At 36.2% G+C, this 520-nt stretch carries 1 protein-coding gene and 1 pseudogene; both read right to left on the reverse strand.

What is annotated here, in order from left to right; translation table 11 throughout:
- A pseudogene (locus ACFINS_RS11330) lies at window positions 1-194 on the reverse strand (VUT family protein); the annotation flags it as partial.
- Between the two features lie 120 nt (window positions 195-314).
- The coding region (locus tag ACFINS_RS11335; RefSeq protein ID WP_375706325.1) for an autotransporter outer membrane beta-barrel domain-containing protein at window positions 315-520 on the reverse strand (206 nt) is incomplete at its 5' end.

Here is a 520-nt window from a genome sequence, read left to right on the forward strand (position 1 = left end):
CGTGCAGCAGATGGACCATAAAAACGATTAGTTAAATCATTGATCAAAAAAGCAAATGGATAGGTAAAAGCACCATAAGTCAAAAGATCATTCAAACCAAACCAATAGACAGGATATTGAACCAAAATATTAGAAGCCGTGACCGCAAGACACATCGCTAAAATAGAAAAAACAACACACTTTGAAGCACACATCTTGTTATGAAAATCATATCAGCATTCGCTCAAAAACTATTCTTTAACCATACATGGAATATTTCGCTTTAAAAAACGACACTTTCAAAACAGCTCAGAAAATACAACCAGATTGTATCCTTAAAAACTATAGCGTACCCCTAAAATACCTTGGAATGACTGCTTCACCTTGTCCCCTTTAACATACTGTGCTTCCGCATAAAGCTTGAACTTCTTACTCACTAAACTACTCAAACCAATCCCCAATTTACCAAAATTCCCCGACAAGTCCGTGACAAATTGATGCAGCTTATTAATCGTCGTATGATTGCTATCTCTATTCTCAC

It is taken from the genome of Bartonella sp. AA2SXKL (genome assembly GCF_042197205.1).
Classification (GTDB): domain Bacteria; phylum Pseudomonadota; class Alphaproteobacteria; order Rhizobiales; family Rhizobiaceae; genus Bartonella.